The sequence below is a fragment of the Rhodanobacter geophilus genome (genome assembly GCF_040812275.1).
Taxonomy (GTDB): domain Bacteria; phylum Pseudomonadota; class Gammaproteobacteria; order Xanthomonadales; family Rhodanobacteraceae; genus Rhodanobacter_A; species Rhodanobacter_A geophilus.
The window spans coordinates 125044-140629 of record NZ_JBFOHL010000003.1 but is presented as its reverse complement, the minus strand read 5'-3'; the positions used below and the strand labels follow the sequence as shown (position 1 = coordinate 140629).

Sequence of the window (15586 nt, the reverse complement as noted above, 5' to 3'; positions counted from 1 at the left end):
GGGCCGGGCTTCTCTTTCCCAGCGAACCTTCGTGTGCGGGCCGAGCTCTGGCTCAGTGGCCGGCCGTTGTCCCCGCCGCCACCGGCAGCAGCACCGCGCTGCGTCCATCAGGGCCATGCTCGATCGTCACCGTGGCCTTGCGGTAGTCGGCCGGCTTGGCGAACAGGATGTTGGGCACGTACGTCTGCGGGTTGCGGTCGTACAGCGGGAACAGGCTGGACTGGATCTGCACCATGATGCGGTGGCCGGGCCTGAACTCGTAGTTCACCGTGGGCAGGCGGAACTTGTATTCCTGCACCACGTTCGCCGGGATCGCCGACGGATCGGCGAAGCTCTTGCGGTAGCGTCCGCGGAAGATGTCCAGCGTCACCGGCAGCTCGTAGCCGCCCATCGTAGGATCGGTGGGATCGGTGCCGGGGTAGACGTCGATCAGCTTGACCACGAAGTCGCCGTCCGTGCCGGTGGTGCTGGCGTAGAGATCGGCGATCGGTGCGCCCTGTACCGTCACGGTCTTCGTCAGCACCGGCGTGGTGTAGGACAGCACGTCGGGGCGGTCCGCCACGAAGCGCTGGTCCGTGACCAGCCAGGTGCGCCAGCGGTCGTTCTTCTGCGGGATCGGGCGCGGCAGGTAGGGCACGGGCTTGGCCGGGTCGGAGACGTAGCTGTCGCTGCCGCTGGCCGGCTGCCCGAAGCCGAGGCCCATGTCCGCCTGCAGGTAGAGCGGGGTGAGGGTCTGCTCGCTGGCCGGCTTCCAGTGCGCGAAGCGGTCCCAGTGCTGCTCGACCGGGTTGTAGATCATCGCCTCGGGCAGCGGCGTGTCCAGCGGCGTGCCGCGCAGGTAGTGGTCGAACCAGGGGATCATCACCTGCTGGCGGAACTCGGCGGTGGTGTTGCCCGGCCACTTGAGCGGGCCCATGTTCCAGCCGTCGCGGTTGATCTGGCTGTGCCACCAGGGGCCGATCACCAGGTGGTTGTTGGCGCCGTGGCCGGCCTTGTCCAGCGCCTCCCAGGCATGCACGGCGCCGTAGATGTCCTCCTGGTCCCACAGGCCCTGCAGCCACATCGTGGGCACGTCGGAGGGATGCGCGGGCAGCAGCTTGTCCAGCGCCTGCAACTGCCAGAACGCGTCGTAGGCCGGATGAGCGGCGAAGCGGTTCCACCACGGCAACTGCCTGAAGCCGTTGGCCTCGGCGTAGGCGCCGGCCGAACCCGCTTCGAGGAAGTTGCTGTAGTCGTCGTAGTTCTCGCGCGGCACGCTTTCGCCGGTGCCCTTCTTCGTCGTCTGCTCGGTGAAGTAGTCGAGGTTCACCTGGCGCAGGGCGCCGTAGTGGTACCAGTCGTCGCCCATCCAGCCGTCGATCATCGGGCTCTCCGGCGCCGCGACCTTCAGCGCGGGATGCGGATGGAGCAGGGCCATGGCGACGGTCCAGCCGTCGTAGGACGAGCCGATCATGCCGACCTTGCCGTTCGATTGCGGCACGTTCTTCACCAGCCAGGCGATGGTGTCCCAGGCGTCGGTGGTGTCGTCGGTGGTGGTCGGGTTGAGCGGACCCATCGGCGGGCGCGTCATGATGTACTTGCCTTCCGAGCCGTATTTGCCGCGCACGTCCTGCCACACCAGGATGTAGCCGTCGTTGGCCCAGTCCTTGTCGCCCGACCACACCGCGTCGGCCATGTGCGGGCTGTTGCCGCGCACGAAGCCGCTGGCGTTGTACGGCGTGCGTTCCAGCAGCATCGGCCGGTCGTGCGCGTCCTGCGGGATCAGGATCACGGTGTGCAGCTTCACGCCGTCGCGCATCGGGATCATCACGTCGCGCTTGATGTAGTCGAAGCTGCCTTGCGGCGTCTGCCAGCGGCCCGGGATGTCCGACGCGGTCTGGATCATGTCGGGGGTGACCTTCGCCGCATCCTGGCCCGTCGGCGATGCTGCGAACGCGGCGGCTGACAGGAGGCAGGCAAGCGAAACGAGCGCCGGGCCCAAGGCGGCAGTCTTCATGTCCGGGGATCCTCGTGTGGGGGCAATCCGCGCCATGGTGGCACAGCGTGATCGGGGCGGCGCCGCTCCGCAGCGCGGTGCGCCCATGACTGATGACATGCTTGAGCGCCCCGGCCCCGCGCAGGATGATGGGCGATCACTGCAGCGGGAGAGTCCCATGAACGATCGTGGCGATGTGATGCGGCCGGGTCGTCGCCGTTTCCTGCAAGCCTCGGCGCTCGGCGCCGCGACGCTGCCGGTGGCCTTGCTCGGCGGCACCGCGACGGCGGCGGAAACCGGCGCGGGTGCGATCAAGCTGCCGGCCTCGATCCTCGCGCTGCAGCCGGTGAAGTCGCAGATCGTGCCGATCGCCGACGACGAACGCCACGCGCGCCTGGCGAAGGCACAGGAGCTGATGGGGCGGCACGGGATGGACGCCATCTACCTGGATGGCGGCACCACGCTCGACTACTACACCGGCATGCACTGGTGGACCAGCGAACGCCTGATGGGCATGCTGCTGCCGCGCTCGGGCGACCCGGTGTACATCACGCCCGCGTTCGAGCGCAGCCGTGCGCTGGAGCAGATCCGCTTCGGCCACGACGTGCGCACCTGGCAGGAGAACGAGAGTCCCTACGCGCTGGTCGCGCAGGTGATGCGCGAGAAGCATGCCGGCACCGGCACGCTGGGCATCGAGGAGAAGGTGCCGTTCTTCCGCTCCAACGGTCTCGCCGCGGCGATGCCGCAGGCGAAGCTGGTGCCGGCGACGCCGGTCACCGCCGGTTGCCGTGCGATCAAGAGCCCGGCGGAACTCGCCCTGATGCAGGTGGCGAACAACGCCACGCTGGCCCTGTACAAGGCGATCTGGCAGGGCCTGGAACCTGGCATGACCCAGCAGCACATCGCCGCGTGGGTGGATGCCGGCTATGCGCGCATGGGCCTGCGCGGCGAGGCCAGCATCAACGTGGGCACCTACACCGCGTTGCCGCACGGCTCGCGCGAACCGCAGGTGATCCGCGAGGGCACGCCGGTGATGCTGGACGACGGCTGCTACGTGGAGGGCTACCAGAGCGACATCACCCGCACCTTCACGCTGGGCAAGGCCAGCGACAAGATGAAGCGGGTATTCGACATCGTGCGCAAAGCGCAGCAGGCCGCGCTCGCCGCCGCGCATCCGGGCGCGGCGATGGAGTCGGTGGACGCCGCCGCGCGCAAGGTGATCGCGGACGCCGGCTACGGCCCCGGCTACAGGTATTTCTCGCACCGCCTCGGCCACGGCATCGGCATGGACATGCACGAGTGGTACTACCTGGTCGAGGGCAACACGCGGAAGATCGAGGCCGGCATGACCTTCAGCGACGAACCCGGCATCTACATCCCTGGCGAGTTCGGCGTGCGGCTGGAGGACGACATGCATGTCGGCGCGGACGGCGCGGGTTGGTTCACGCCGCAGAGTCCGTCGATCGAGCGGCCGTTCGGGTAGGCGCCAGGGCCGCGTGCTCCTCCGCCGGGCGACCGGCGTCTTGTCCGCGAGGCCGGTCGCCCCGGCCCGGGGCGCGATTGCCGGTTTCGTCGGCTCAGGTCTTCCAGACGGGCCGCCCGCTGGCGAACCACGGCACGTTCCGGTAGGTGTCAGCCACCAGCCACACGCCGGCGGTGATCAGGAAGGAAATGATGAGGGCGGTGGTCGCCGTGCGGCCGGTGTAAAGATCGGGCGCCCAGTAGGCGACGGTGATGACGCCCAGCATGGCGGCTTCCGCCGTTGCGGCAAACCGCGGCCAGACGCCGAGCAGCAAGGCCAGGCAGGTCGCGATGCTGCCGATGCCGGTGAGGCAGGCCCACCCCATGGGCGAGGGCCACCATTGCAACCATGGCTGCATGACGCGGTCGCCGGCGTTCACCGCGTCCACGATGACTTCCGCACCGATCATGGGAAGCGCGACGACCAGCAGCCAGCGGGCGGCGCGGATGCCGCCGGAGCCATCGAGGAATCCATGGCGCCGCGATTCGCCGGTGCCGGAATGCCCGGCAAACAGGCAACACGCCCCGGCGGTGATGATGGCGATTTCGCCAAGACTGCCCCAGTTGCCGATGTCCTGCGGGGCAAGCGCCACGCCGGGAACTTCCAGCCATACCAGCCAGAGCACCATGTACGGAAACAGCACGCGGCATGTCGACGGCCGCGTGCGCTTGAACAAGAGGCCGATCCCCAGCGCCAGTTCGATGATGGCGCAGGCATAGGCGATGGCGGTGCGCGCCGGCAGGCGATGGATGGGCACCTGCTGCCAGGCGAGCGCAAGGTCGCCGTTGACCAGGCCCGTCGCGCCGAGGGCGATCATGGCGGCGGCAAACAGCAAACGGCCGAGCGGCAGCGTCGTACTCATTCGTCACCCTCCAGTCGGTGGTTCGCAGGTGGGCGATCCATTGCCGCGACGCGATACTGTATGGAGCTGCCCGGCGGTTTCCGCACGGGGCGGGCCTCAAGAGCATACGCTTCGGCGAGCGAGGGCACGCGGGGCAACGCGGGCCAACCCGGCAGGCGCGGCGTTGCCGTGGCACGCCGCTCCGGCGGCGGACAGGCCGGTTCCAGCCGCGGTCCGGCAGGCGCGGTGAGCCGTGCAGAAGCAGACAACCCGGGATCAGAGGACATCGATGGTGGCGAACATGAAGAAGGGTGGGGTAAGGCGATGGCTGCCGGGGAGCGTCGCCCTGCTGGCGACATGCGCGGTGTCGGCAACCGTCCTGCATGCGGCCACGGCGACGCGGTTCGAGCCCGGTTCGCGGGTGGTGGCCACGGCCGAGCCGCCGGTGCCGCGGCCGGCCGCCAAGCCGTGCGAGGTGACGCTGTTATCCCACGAGGCATTCGATGATCAGGGCGATGGCTCGTCGATGGCCGCACGTCCGCACCGCTTCGGTTTCGCTCCACCCAAGGGTTGCGCGGGCGGCTGGAGCAAGGTGGTGCTGGAGGCGGATTTCTCGGTGCCGGCCGGGCGCCAGTTCGACCGCACCGTGGCGCTGTGGCTTGGCGGCGTGAACCTCTACTTCGGCACCACCATCGAGCCCGAGCCGGACGTGGCCCAGCACTGGCACGTGGAGCGCGACCTCAGCGATTACGCCGCGCTGTTCCGCCAGGCGCAGGCGGGGCAGATGATCCTCAACAACTGGGTGAGCCCCACCACCAGCCAGCCGATCTACGTGGATGCGCGACTGGCGTTCTATCCGGCGGACGCCGGGCAGCCGGCCGCGACCGCCGCCGACCATGTCTATCCGCTGAGCGGCGATCCGCGCGGCGAACAGACCGCGCTCGACACGCCGCAGCAGGGCCTGTCGCGCACGATCGATTTCCCGCGCAACGTGGAGCGGGCCTACCTCGACGTGATCGCGCAGAGCCAGGCGCACGACGAGCGCTGGTACACCTGCGTCGACCGGGCCTACCTGGAAAAGACCCGCGACTATTCGCTGGAATCGTTCGAGGCCTGCGACGGCGGCAGCTTCCGCGGCGTGGAGGTGCTGGTGGACGGCAAGCCGGCCGGGCTGGCGCCGGTCTACCCGTGGATCTTCACCGGCGGCGTGGCGCCGCACCTGTGGCTGCCGACGCCGGCCATCCAGACGACGAACTTCATTCCGTCGCGGGTGGACCTGACGCCGTTCGCCGGCCTGCTCGACGACGGCAAGCCGCACACGGTAACCGTGCGTGTGCCGGGTGCCGACCACTTCTTCAACGTCGCGGCGAACCTGCTGGTCTACCAGGATCCGCGCGCCAGCCAATTGAGCGGCGAGCTCGCGCAGGACACGCTGGCCGCACAGCAGCCGGCAGGACTCGTGGTGCACGACACGCTGCATGCCGATGCCGCCGGCCGCATCGTGGGCACGATAGCTGCCGACCAGACGCAGACCTACGTGATCGCCGGTCGCCTGCATACCCCGCGCGGAACCATCGACACCACCGTGCACTACGACGGCAGCTTCCACAACCACCAGACCTTCGCGCGGCCGGGGGAAAAGCGCTACGACGAGACCATCGACCAGCTGGGCGCGATGTCGCTGACGGTGGAGCGCACGCTGGACGGCCGCCCCCTGGACGGCTACACGGTGGCGCAGCGCGATCCGCTCCAGCTCTCCTCGCGCAAGACCATGGTGAGCAAGGGGCAGGACTTCACTGCCGAGGTGGCGATGAAGCAGGGCCACCGCATCGAGACCCGGCGGACGGATGCGCAGGGCGCGACCTACCACGCCGTGCTGGACGAGAACCTCGCCACCCGCGACCACGCCGATGGCAAGACCATTCCCGACCCGCTGGACCGCACGAGCTTCGCGCACGACGAGGCCGGTCGGGAGCAGGTGGTGTTCACCGACTCGCTGGGCAGCTGCTACCGGACCACGATCCGGTCGCGCGATGAGCGCCTGGCGGCCGTCGGCGAAGGCGAGGACTGTCCCGGCCACGCCAACCGTCTGGATCGCCATTCGCGTCCCGGCCATCCGTGGCTTGTTCCGCTGAGTCCGAAATAGGCTGGAAGCAGCCGGCACAACGGAAATCCCGACGAGCCGGCTGCCTGGCCGCCGGAACGCGAGGGATGCGACACCCATGCGGACGTTCGATCCGGTGCTTACCCGTTTTCTAACAACAATAGGCGCATTGTCGGCCGACGGAGCGTCCATGGATGTACCGGATGCCCGTCGCCAACCATTCCGCATGCGTGCGGCCTTCCGCCATTCGCCACCGGCCAGGACTGGCCAGGAGCTGCAGCATGCCGCACAAGCTACGACCGGTTTCCGTCGCTGACATCCACGCCGTGTATGGCGGGAAGCGTGCCGCCGAGAAGCCCACGGGCCTCGCCACGTATCGGAAAGCCTCTTTCCTGGTGCGCGAACCCGGTCATCCGGGAGAGCCGCCGCCGCGGTTGCCCGCCAGTACCAAAGGAAAGCCGCGCGCCCGTTGAGAAACAGGGCCGGGCGGAGCGCGCTTCCTTCCGTGTGCGAACCGCGTTGAAATCGATGCGGTGACGGCAGGCGTGCCTTCACCGCCGGTCGGGTTCGCCTTGCAACAGCCTTCCGCAGTGCCGGGTGCACCGGCGGCGCCCCTTGAACCGGCGCGGCGGGCCGTGCCCTGCATCCGATCCTGGCATCGGACGCTCCTGCTGCAGGAGCGCTAGAAGAACGTCGGCATCGCTTCCAGTACCCGCAGTTCGTCGTCGACGCGCAGCACCTGCCGCCACTTGTCGAACGTCAGGCAGGGGTGGGAGGCGCCGAACGAAACGACGTCGCCGATGCGCAGGTCGGCATCGGCGGCAATCGCGAGCATGGTGTGCTGGTCCATCACCTTGCGGGTCGTGCAGTGCCGCAGCGGATGCGCCGGTTCGCCGGGGCGGTGCCGTTGCAGCGGGATCGGCAGGTCGGGGTCGCAGGAGATGTCGCGCTTGCCCATCGCGACCACCGCCAGCCCAGGCTCGGGCAGCGATTGCACGTGGGCGAACACGGCCAGTGCGGGTTGCAGGTTGCCTTCGAGTTCGGGGTGGCGCGCCTTCACCTCGGCCAGTGCGTCGAGGTAGGAACGGTGGTCGTGCACGACGTAGCAGCCGGGACGCAGGACGGGCGTGCAGCACTCGCGCAGATCCGCCTGGTCGAACGCCTCGGCGATCAGGTCGAACCACTGCGAACCCGCCGCGGTGACGACAGGCTTGCGGCCGCCGAACGCACCCGCATCCATCAGCCCGCGCACGGCGGCGACGAGCTGCCTGGCGTAGCCGCGGATGCGCTCGACGGCTTGCTCGCCGCCGATCAGGCCCTCGTAGCCTTCGATGCCGCAGAGCGCGACTGCCGGCGCGGCCGCGACGGCGTCGGCCAGCGCAGCGAGCGCGGATTCGTCGCGCACGCCGCAGCGTCCGCCGGGCACGCCGAGCTCGATCAGCACCTGCACGGCCACGCCGCGCGCCCCGAAAAACCGGTTCAGCGCTTCCACGTTGGCCACGCTGTCGACCACGCAACAGTAGTCCGCACCGCGCTCGATCAGGCCGGCGACGATCGCCATGTTGGGCGTGCCGACGAGCTGGTTCGCCATCAGCAGGCGCGTGGCACCGTGCTCGAACGCCACCGCGCACTGCACGGCGGTGGCCAGCGTGATGCCCCAGGCGCCGGCATCGAGCTGGCGGCGGAACAGTGCCGGCGTCATCGTGGTCTTGCCGTGCGGCGCGAGTTGCGCGCCGTGGTCGTCGGCGAAGCGCTGCATCCACGCGATGTTGTTGGCCAGCGCCGGCTCGAAGATCACCGCGGCCGGCAGGCTCACGTCATCGAGCAGCGACTGGCCGGTGACGAGGGTGCCTTTTTCAGGGTGTCGCGCGTGGCTAGCCATGGAGTCGTTCCGGTCGTGGTTCGGGGGATGGGCGCGTCAGTCTTGCCCCGCGTGGAACGCCGCGCAATGGGTCGTCGCGCAGGCAGCTTGCAATAACGCTCGTGGGAGTGGCTCGCGCCGAGCCGCCGTTGAAGGCGGCGGCGGCGGGGAGTCTCGCCCGCCGCCGATTCGCTTTGGCGCTTGCAGACAACGATGTCAGAAAAGTCCACCGAAAATCCTTTTGGACGTCCGGGCGTCTGAATCGATCTAGTTGCGCCGCATCATCCATGCCGCGTGGAAATTCCCATGGCAGCGGTCACGTTGCCGCTGCAATGCACTAAAAATCCCGCAATTCGCCTGTGATGAAGCGCTGCGTCGTCCGCGTGCATTTTTACGACGCCGGTCACAATATGCGAGACCCGATTTAGACAACGTTGTCATGACAAGACACCCATACGTCGCCGTTTCGGCCCAGGCAGGCCGCGGAGGGCGGGGTGTCCGCACAGGGGAGTACCGCCAGGGATCGCAAGCCGTTCGTCACGGAGAAGACCGTTCGCCTCGAGTAACGCAACTCAACCAGGAGACGCTTCCATGCACATGAAGAAGTCGGTTGTTTGGCTACGCACGGCACTCAACGCAGTCGGCACCACGGCAGGTGGCGCGATGGCGATGAGCTTGATGACGGCGGCACCCGTGCAGGCGGTACACGCGCAAACCGCGACGGCCTGCGCGGCGGCGTGGAGTTCGGCCACCGCCTACAACGGTGGCGCCGTCGTCAGCGAGAACGGCGTCAACTACCTCGCCAACTGGTGGACGCAGGGCAACGACCCCGCAACCAACAATGGCGCAAGCGGCACGGGGGAGCCGTGGACTTCGCAGGGCGCGTGCAGCGGCTCCGGCTCCGGCTCCGGTTCCGGCGGTGGCTCCGGCTCCGGATCGGGCGGCAGCGGTTCCGGCGGCACCTGTGCGGCGGCGTGGAGTTCGAGCACGGCCTACAACGGCGGCGCGGTGGCCAGCGAGAACGACATCAACTACGTCGCCAACTGGTGGACACAGGGCAACGACCCGGCCACCAGCAGTGGCGCAAGCGGCTCGGGCGAACCCTGGACTTCGCAAGGCGCTTGCACCGGCGGCGGTTCCACCGGCGGTGGCGGCACGGGCGGCGGCAGCGGCGGCGGCTCTGGTTCCGGCGGCAGCGGCGGTGGCGGCACGGCGAATCCGCCGGGCACCGGCGCCAACCTGCTGTTCAGCCCGTACAAGGACGTGACGATCAACATGAACTGGAACACCGACACCATGCAGACCGCCGCGGCGACGGGCTCGTCGATCCCGGTGGTCGGCTCGGGCAGCCTCAAGTCCAACTACGTGACCAACCTCAGCGCGATCACGCTGGCCTTCGCCACCGGCGAATGCGGCAGCGAGAACTGGGGCGGCGTGCCGGGCGCGAGTTTCGCCAGCGCCAACATCCCGGCGCTGTCCAGCGCGGGCCTGCCCTATGTGGTTTCCACGGGCGGCCAGGCTGGCGTCTTCACCTGCGGCAGCACGGCGAACTTCGCCACCTTCCTGTCGCGCTACATGTCGCCGCAGATGGTGGGCGTGGACTTCGACATCGAGGGCGGCCAGACGCAGGCCGGCATCAACAACCTCGTGGCCGCCGCGGTGTACGGCCAGTCGCTGTATCCCAACCTGCGCTTCTCGTTCACCATCGCCACGCTGGGCGCGTCGGACGGCAGCTACGGCGGGGTGAACAGCCTGGGCGACATGGTGGTGAAGGCGGTGAAGGCTTCCACGCTCACCAACTACACCATCAACCTGATGACGATGGACTACGGCGCGGCCGGTTCCAGCGTCTGCGTGGTGTCGAACGGCTCGTGCGACATGGCGCAGACCGCGATCCAGGCCGCGGTGAACCTGGAACATACCTACGGCATCTCGCCCAACAAGATCGAGCTGACCCCGATGATCGGCGTCAACGACGTGTCGAGCGAGAACTTCACCGTCGCCAATGCAGACACCCTGACCAGCTATGCCGTTTCCAACGGCCTGGCGGGCATCCACTTCTGGTCGCTGGATCGCGACACGCCGTGCAGCCAGGGCACCGCTTCGCCCATCTGCAACTCCGTGCCCACCAGCACGCCGTTGCAGTACACCAAGCGATTCCTCGGCGATCTGGGGCGGTAAGCGGCTTCTGTTCCCGGCCGGTGCCGGGGGCGAGCGTTTCATGGCGGGCGCCGCAGCGATGCGGCGCCCGTTTTCTTCAGGCCAGCGACCACGCCACCTGCTGCCCCGCGCGGAACGGCACGCATTGGCTGTCACCGAAGGGCAGGGCATCCGGCACCGTCCACGGCTTGCGTTCCAGCACGATGGTGTCGGCGTTGCGCGGCAGGCCGTAGAAATCCGCGCCGTGGAAGCTGGCGAAGGCTTCCAGCCGGTCCAGCTTGCCGGCCTGCTCGAATGCCTCGGCGTACAGCTCGATGGCGGCATGCGCGGTGTAGATGCCGGCGCAGCCGCAGGCGGCTTCCTTGGTTTCGCGTGCATGCGGCGCGCTGTCGGTGCCGAGGAAGAAGTGCGGGTCGCCGCTGGTGGCGGCGTCCAGCAGGGCCTGGCGGTGCGTTTCGCGCTTGAGCACCGGCAGGCAGTAATGGTGCGGACGGATGCCACCTTCGAAGATCGCGTTGCGGTTGAGCAGCAGGTGGTGCGCGGTGATCGTGGCGCCCACGCTGGCCGGCGCCGCGCGGATGAACTCCACCGCGGCCCGCGTGGTGATGTGCTCCAGCACCATGCGCAGCTGCGGGAAGCGCGCGCGCAGCGGGATCAGCTGGCGTTCGATGAAGGCGTGCTCGCGGTCGAAGATGTCCACGGCCGGGTCGGTGGCCTCGCCGTGCATCAGCAGCGGCAGGCCGTGCCGCTCCATCGCTTCCAGCACCGGATACACGTGCGCCAGATCGCGCACGCCGGCCTGCGAGTTGGTGGTGGCGCCGGCGGGGTAGTACTTCACGGCATGGACAAAGCCGCTGGCCCTGGCGCGCGCGATCTCGTCCGGCGTGGTGGCCTCGGTGAGGTACAGCGTCATCAGCGGCTGGAAGCGCGTGTCCGCCGGCAGGCCGGCGAGGATGCGCGCGCGGTAAGCCTCGGCCTGGGCGACCGTGGTCACCGGCGGCTTGAGGTTGGGCATCACGATGGCGCGCGCGAACTGCCGCGCGGTGTCGGTCACCACCGAGCCCAGCGCGGCGCCGTCGCGCAGGTGCAGGTGCCAGTCGTCCGGGCGGGTGATTTCGAGGCGCGTGGACGGCATGAGGGCAAGGCTCCGGAAGCTCGGGGGGAGAGGGCGGGGCGCGCGGCAGGCGCAGGGCCTGGCCGTGGGCGCGCACCGCCGCGGCGGGTGCGCAAATGGTATCGGAACGCGGGCATGGAGTCGCCGCCGGCCCTGCCGCATGAACGCCGCGGCACGCGCCAGGGCGGCGCACGGACGACCTCCTTTCCGCGTCCTTGCCGCCGCATGCCATCGGCTTCGACGCGCTCGCATCCGGCGCCCGCGTTCTTCGCGATCGCCCTGCCGCGGCAGAGCTGTCTGTCGCGCATGGCCATCCCTTCTCCTGCATGGGTGCTGGGGAAGGGATGGCCTTGGCGCTTGAGGGGCGTCACCCGGCGTGGGACGATCCCGCCGATGAGCAGCGCACCCGCCCCGGCAACGCACCTGCGCGACCTCGCCCGCCTGCGGCGCGTGCGCGACCGCATCGACCGCGAATACGCGCAGCCGCTGGACGTCGAGGCGCTGGCGCGCGGCATCGGCATGTCGGCCGGCCATCTCAGCCGCCAGTTCAAGCTCGCCTTCGGCGAGTCGCCCTACAGTTACCTGATGACGCGTCGCATCGAGCGCGCGATGGCGCTGCTGCGCCGCGGCGACCTCGGCGTCACCGAGGTCTGCTACGCCGTGGGCTGCGCCTCGCTGGGCACCTTCAGCACCCGCTTCGCCGAGCTGGTCGGCAGGTCGCCCAGCGCGTACCGGCGCGAGGCGGCGCATGCCACGGCGGGCATGCCGTCCTGCGTGGCACGGCAGGTGACGCGACCGATCAGGAATCGAGAAGCGCCGGCGGTGGAACCTGACCTAGCATGACGGCTCCCGCCACTTCGAGCCGCACCGCCATGGACATCAGCATCCACGCCAGTTTCCTCCCGCACAACGACCCGGACGCCTCGCTGGCGTTCTACCGCGATACCCTCGGCTTTGAAGTGCGCAACGACGTCGGTTATGGCGGCATGCGCTGGATCACGGTCGGGCCGCCCGGGCAGCCCGGCACCGCCATCGTGCTGTTCCCGCCGAACGCCAGCCCCGGCGTCACCGACGACGAGAAGCGCACCATCGCCGAGATGATGGCCAAAGGCACCTACGCGATCATGCTGCTGGCGACCCGGGACCTCGACGCCGCCTTCGAGAAGATCCAGGCCAGCGGCGCCGAGATCGTCGAGGAACCGACCATGCAGCCCTACGGGGTGCGCGACTGCGCCGTGCGCGATCCTGCGGGCAACCTGCTGCGCGTGCAGGAACGGCGCTGAGCCTTTCGATATCGACCAGCGCGAGGATTTTCCGATGAGCCCGATTGCAAAGAAGAACGTTGCAAAGAAGAACCCCGGCAAGACCGCCGCGGCATCCGGCAAGAAAGCCACCTTCAGCGTCGAGGAAAAGGCTGCGATGAAGGCCTATGCCCAGGAACTGAAGGCGCAGGCGCGCGCCGACAGGACCAGGGAAGACGGCGAGCGCGAGGTGCTGGCGGCGATCGCCGCGATGCCGGAGGCCGACCGCGCCCTGGCCGGACGGGTCCACGCCCTCGTCAAGGCCCATGCCCCGGCGCTGGTGCCGAAGACCTGGTATGGCATGCCGGCATATGCCCTGGACGACAAGGTCGTCTGCTTCTTCAAGGACGCGCAGAAGTTCAAGGACCGGTACGCCACCTTCGGCTTCAATGACAAAGCCGCGCTCGACGACGGCGCCATGTGGCCGACCGCGTTCGCGCTCAAGGCCATGAACGCCGACGTGGAGAAGCGTATTGCCGCGCTGCTGAAGAAGGCGCTTGGCTGAGCGGTCCGTTCCCGCTCGTCCGGCGATCTTCTAAGATGCGTGCTCCGCTCCCTGATCGAGGCAGCTCGCCATGCGTACGGCTTTTTCGTGTTCATGCCGCGTCTTCCTGGGGTTGGCGCTGGCGTCGTCCGCCTCGTGGGCCGCGGCTGCCGATTCGGCTCCCGTGGTGCATGTGGATAGCGGTGCGTTGTCGGGCATCCACGACGCCGGGACCGGCCTGGACGAGTTCAAGGGCATTCCGTATGCCGCGCCGCCGGTCGGCGCGTTGCGCTGGAAGCCGCCGCAGCCGGTGGCCGCCTGGAGCGGGCTGCGCGCCGCCGGGCATTTCGGCCCACGCTGCATGCAGCGCCCGCTGTTCAGCGACATGGTGTTCCGTTCCGCGGGCATGAGCGAGGACTGCCTCTACCTCAACGTGTGGACGCCCGCCCACGCCCACGGCGGCATGCTGCCGGTGCTGGTGTATTTCTACGGCGGCGGTTTCGCGGGCGGCGATGGCTCGGAGTTGCGCTACGACGGCGCCAGCCTCGCGCAGCGGGGCATCGTCACGGTGACGGTGAACTACCGGCTGGACGTGTTCGGCTTCCTCGCGCTGCCCGCGCTGGCGGCCGAGTCGCCGCAGCATGCCGCCGGCAACTACGGCCTGCTCGACCAGGTCGCCGCGCTGCGCTGGGTGCACGACAACATCGCCGCGTTCGGCGGCGACCCGCGGCAGGTCACCATCGGTGGCGAGTCGGCCGGTTCGATGTCGGTGTCGGCGCTGATGGCCTCGCCGCTGTCGAAGGGGCTCATGCAGCGCGCGATCGGCGAGAGCGGTGCAGTGCTGGGCAATCTCAAGCCGCCGCCGCTGGACTTGTCCGAACGCCAGGGCGAGGCCTTCATGCAGCACGTCGGCGCGCATTCGTTGGCGAAGCTGCGCGCGATGCCGGCGGCAGCCTTGCTCAAGGCCAGCGGCGACCAGGGCGTGGCCGAGTTCGGGCCCACCACGGACGGCTATTTCCTGCCGCGTTCGCCCGAGGCCATCTACGCCGCCGGCGCGCAGGCCCATATCCCGCTGCTGGTCGGGTCGAACTCGCAGGAGGGCTATTACGCGAACCTGCTCGCCAGGCAGGCGCCCACGCCGGCGAACTACCGCGCCGCGGTGCAGCGGCAGTTCGGCAAGCAGGCGGACGAGGCGCTCAAGCTCTATCCGGGCCGCGACGAGGCCGGGGTGAAGGCCTCCGGCACCGCGCTGGCGGGCGACCAGTTCATCGCGTTCGCCACCTGGCGCTGGATGGACTGGCAACGCCGCACCGGCGATGCGCCGGTGTACTACTACCATTTCGAGCAGCCGCGCCCGGCGAAGCGCGACGGCAGCGCCGGCCCGGACCCCGGCGCCGTGCACAGCGGCGAGATCGAGTACGCGCTGGGCAACCTCGCCGGCAACCGGGTCTATGCGTGGACCGCCACCGACCAGCGCGTCTCGGCCGTGACGGAAGGCTACTGGGCCAACTTCATCAAGACCGGCGATCCCAACGGCCTGGGCTTGCCGCACTGGCCGGCCGTCGCCGCGAAGGACGGCGGGCTGCTGCGCCAGGCCATCGGCGCGGACACGCACAGCTTCGTCGACCGCAACGCGGCGCGCTACGAGTTCCTGCAGCGCTTCGAGCCCGACGCGCATCTCTGAGCGGCGACCGCGCGGGAGGAGGCCCGCACGGCATTGTGGCGGCGCGTCGGCGGCGCGCTGGGAGCCAACCGGTCGGCTGGTTGGCCCGGATCGATCCGGCGGCCAGGGCGGTCCTGTCCAAATGGCCGGACCTCGCGCGTCATGGGAATGGCGGCGCGCACTGCCGCCGATCACCCACTGCGGAGAATCCCGATGCAATACCTCTTGATGCTGTATGCGGACGAGAGCCGCTGGTCGCAGATGACGCCGGCCGAACAGGAACAGGGCGTCGCGGCCTACGGGGCGTATACGCAGGCGCTGAAGACGGCGGGCGTGCTGCTCGGCTCGAATCGCCTGCAGGGCAGCGCGACCGCGACCACCGTGCATGTGGCGGACGGCAAATCGCAGGTGCTGGATGGCCCCTACGTGGACTCCAAGGAGCAGTTGGCCGGCTACTACCTGATCGACGTGCCCGACCTGGATGCAGCGCTTGCATGGACGGCCCGCTGCCCCGGCGCGAGCCACGGCACGATCGAAGTGCGGCCGGTCTGGAGCATGTAG

Annotated in this window: 12 protein-coding genes; 8 read left to right on the top strand and 4 right to left on the bottom strand. The window is 69.2% G+C overall.

Going from position 1 to position 15586, the window contains the following annotated elements; genetic code table 11:
• Positions 1-52 precede the first annotated feature (52 nt).
• The gene (locus ABQJ56_RS04790) at positions 53-1996 is read right to left on the bottom strand and encodes a CocE/NonD family hydrolase (protein WP_367843846.1); all 1944 of its coding nucleotides are present in this window, start codon (positions 1994-1996) and stop codon (positions 53-55) included.
• A 157-nt stretch (positions 1997-2153) separates the two neighbouring features.
• Between ABQJ56_RS04790 and ABQJ56_RS04785 the strand changes: the two genes are divergently transcribed.
• Positions 2154-3458 (top strand): M24 family metallopeptidase, encoded by a 1305-nt coding sequence (locus ABQJ56_RS04785; RefSeq protein ID WP_367843845.1) that lies wholly within the window; start codon positions 2154-2156, stop codon positions 3456-3458.
• A 94-nt stretch (positions 3459-3552) separates the two neighbouring features.
• On the opposite strand, the gene ABQJ56_RS04780 is transcribed toward ABQJ56_RS04785, so the two are convergent.
• Positions 3553-4332, bottom strand: coding sequence for a hypothetical protein (locus tag ABQJ56_RS04780; protein ID WP_367843844.1), 780 nt, complete (start codon positions 4330-4332; stop codon positions 3553-3555).
• A 370-nt stretch (positions 4333-4702) separates the two neighbouring features.
• Here ABQJ56_RS04780 and ABQJ56_RS04775 point away from each other — a divergent pair, with 370 nt between their 5' ends.
• Positions 4703-6484, top strand: coding sequence for a peptide-N4-asparagine amidase (locus ABQJ56_RS04775; RefSeq protein ID WP_367843843.1), 1782 nt, complete (start codon positions 4703-4705; stop codon positions 6482-6484).
• A 640-nt stretch (positions 6485-7124) separates the two neighbouring features.
• Here the strand turns inward: ABQJ56_RS04775 and ABQJ56_RS04770 are convergent.
• Positions 7125-8324, bottom strand: coding sequence for an amino acid deaminase (locus ABQJ56_RS04770; RefSeq protein ID WP_367843842.1), 1200 nt, complete (start codon positions 8322-8324; stop codon positions 7125-7127).
• 648 nt (positions 8325-8972) lie between these two features.
• On the opposite strand from ABQJ56_RS04770, the gene ABQJ56_RS04765 reads away from it, so the two are divergent.
• Positions 8973-10484 carry a carbohydrate-binding protein gene (locus ABQJ56_RS04765; protein WP_367843841.1) on the top strand — a complete coding sequence of 504 codons (1512 nt, stop codon included), beginning with the start codon at positions 8973-8975 and terminating at the stop codon, positions 10482-10484.
• A gap of 76 nt (positions 10485-10560) precedes the next feature.
• Here the strand turns inward: ABQJ56_RS04765 and pyrC are convergent, their stop codons facing one another.
• On the bottom strand, positions 10561-11598 hold the full coding sequence (gene pyrC / locus ABQJ56_RS04760; RefSeq protein ID WP_367843840.1) for a dihydroorotase: 1038 nt from the start codon (positions 11596-11598) through the stop codon (positions 10561-10563).
• Positions 11599-11970: 372 nt separating this feature from the next.
• On the opposite strand from pyrC, the gene ABQJ56_RS04755 reads away from it, so the two are divergent.
• The 5 genes from ABQJ56_RS04755 to ABQJ56_RS04735 all read left to right on the top strand — a co-directional run bounded on the left by ABQJ56_RS04755 (position 11971) and on the right by ABQJ56_RS04735 (position 15586).
• Positions 11971-12420: a helix-turn-helix transcriptional regulator gene (locus ABQJ56_RS04755; protein WP_367843839.1), complete on the top strand. Its 450-nt coding sequence runs from the start codon at positions 11971-11973 to the stop codon at positions 12418-12420.
• A complete protein-coding gene (locus tag ABQJ56_RS04750; protein WP_367843837.1) occupies positions 12417-12860 on the top strand; it encodes a VOC family protein in 444 nt (147 codons plus the stop codon). The genes ABQJ56_RS04755 and ABQJ56_RS04750 overlap by 4 nt, the downstream gene beginning before the upstream one ends.
• Before the next feature lie 34 nt (positions 12861-12894).
• On the top strand, positions 12895-13383 hold the full coding sequence (locus ABQJ56_RS04745) for an iron chaperone (RefSeq protein WP_367843836.1): 489 nt from the start codon (positions 12895-12897) through the stop codon (positions 13381-13383).
• A 70-nt stretch (positions 13384-13453) separates the two neighbouring features.
• Complete coding sequence (locus ABQJ56_RS04740) at positions 13454-15046, top strand: carboxylesterase/lipase family protein (RefSeq protein ID WP_367843835.1); 1593 nt, start codon at positions 13454-13456, stop codon at positions 15044-15046.
• 192 nt (positions 15047-15238) lie between these two features.
• On the top strand, positions 15239-15586 hold the full coding sequence (locus ABQJ56_RS04735) for a YciI family protein (protein ID WP_367843834.1): 348 nt from the start codon (positions 15239-15241) through the stop codon (positions 15584-15586).

Coding starts and splice junctions, on each gene's coding strand:
- ABQJ56_RS04790 (WP_367843846.1), bottom strand. CDS start 1,996: ATGAAGACTGCCGCCTTGGGCCCGGCGCTCGTTTCGCTTGCCTGCCTC.
- ABQJ56_RS04785 (WP_367843845.1), top strand. CDS start 2,154: ATGAACGATCGTGGCGATGTGATGCGGCCGGGTCGTCGCCGTTTCCTG.
- ABQJ56_RS04770 (WP_367843842.1), bottom strand. CDS start 8,324: ATGGCTAGCCACGCGCGACACCCTGAAAAAGGCACCCTCGTCACCGGC.
- ABQJ56_RS04765 (WP_367843841.1), top strand. CDS start 8,973: ATGAGCTTGATGACGGCGGCACCCGTGCAGGCGGTACACGCGCAAACC.
- pyrC (WP_367843840.1), bottom strand. CDS start 11,598: ATGCCGTCCACGCGCCTCGAAATCACCCGCCCGGACGACTGGCACCTG.
- ABQJ56_RS04755 (WP_367843839.1), top strand. CDS start 11,971: ATGAGCAGCGCACCCGCCCCGGCAACGCACCTGCGCGACCTCGCCCGC.
- ABQJ56_RS04750 (WP_367843837.1), top strand. CDS start 12,417: ATGACGGCTCCCGCCACTTCGAGCCGCACCGCCATGGACATCAGCATC.
- ABQJ56_RS04745 (WP_367843836.1), top strand. CDS start 12,895: ATGAGCCCGATTGCAAAGAAGAACGTTGCAAAGAAGAACCCCGGCAAG.
- ABQJ56_RS04740 (WP_367843835.1), top strand. CDS start 13,454: ATGCGTACGGCTTTTTCGTGTTCATGCCGCGTCTTCCTGGGGTTGGCG.
- ABQJ56_RS04735 (WP_367843834.1), top strand. CDS start 15,239: ATGCAATACCTCTTGATGCTGTATGCGGACGAGAGCCGCTGGTCGCAG.